This window comes from Helicobacter labacensis, assembly GCF_003660285.1.
Taxonomy (GTDB): domain Bacteria; phylum Campylobacterota; class Campylobacteria; order Campylobacterales; family Helicobacteraceae; genus Helicobacter; species Helicobacter labacensis.
This window is the reverse complement of record NZ_QXQQ01000055.1, coordinates 1-879: the sequence shown is the minus strand read 5'-3', so window position 1 is coordinate 879 and position 879 is coordinate 1. Positions and strand designations below refer to the sequence as shown.

Here is an 879-nt window from a genome sequence, read left to right as displayed (position 1 = left end):
ATTGCAAAACTTCTCTTTGGGTGCCATTCAGAGGTCTTTTTTGGCTGTAGAGCTCTAGCCATAAATCTAGGGCGTGTTGCCCAACTTTGCAAAAATCCATGTGTGTCCTTTTGGTGTTTTTGTTGCGCGCACAACAGGGTATTTTACAATAAACCCGGGCATTTTTCCAGCATTGCAGAGAAAGCCGCATTAGCTTGAGTGAGCACGCCCGGGTCATCTATGATCAGCAGATTTTCGTAACTATTACTAAAGCTATTGGCGCTGTAATTGAGCGAGCCCGTGAAGAAAAGGTTTTTGTCTATGATCATGATCTTGTGGTGCATGAGTCCTAGATAATTGGGGTTATGATAGCGGTTGTAGGCGCGCGCTTTTAGCCCAGAAAGTAGGCAAACTTTGACGCGGTAGAGCTTGGCAAGTGAGTTCATCACACTCTCCTCATTTTGGGCGTTTTGGCTGTAATCTAAGATGAGATGAACCACTACACCGCGCTTAGAAGCTTGGCGCAGAGCTTTAGCGATGTCCTTGTTTGTAAAAGAATACATAGCGATGTCGATTGTGCTTTTGGCGTTCTCAATGGCGTTTAAAATGGCGGCTTTTGCGTCTTTATTTTGTTGGGGAAGGAAGTAGGCGTTTTGCGCGCTTAGAGCGCACAATGTCAGTAGGACATAAAAATAGCAGAGGGCATATTATACCTCCTATCGGCTTCTAAGTTCTTTAATTTCGGCTAAAATTTTAGCGCGTTCCTCATCTAGGCGTTCTAGTTTTTCATAGAGTTTTCCCACTTGGATATACTTCTGTGAAGTGCTTAATTTGGGCGTGTCTTGGGGCTCTTTAGCGGGTTCTTTAGGGGGGGTTAACTTAGACGCGCCTTGTGATTCT

The 879-nt window shown here is 44.7% G+C and carries 2 protein-coding genes; both read right to left on the bottom strand.

Annotated elements, in window-relative coordinates:
* Positions 1-143: 143 nt before the first annotated feature.
* On the bottom strand, positions 144-653 hold the full coding sequence (locus tag EAO33_RS08860; RefSeq protein WP_235853169.1) for a phospholipase D-like domain-containing protein: 510 nt from the start codon (positions 651-653) through the stop codon (positions 144-146).
* A gap of 42 nt (positions 654-695) precedes the next feature.
* Positions 696-879, bottom strand: a 184-nt coding sequence (locus tag EAO33_RS08855) for a hypothetical protein (protein WP_120946416.1), incomplete at its 5' end; no start/stop codon positions are given.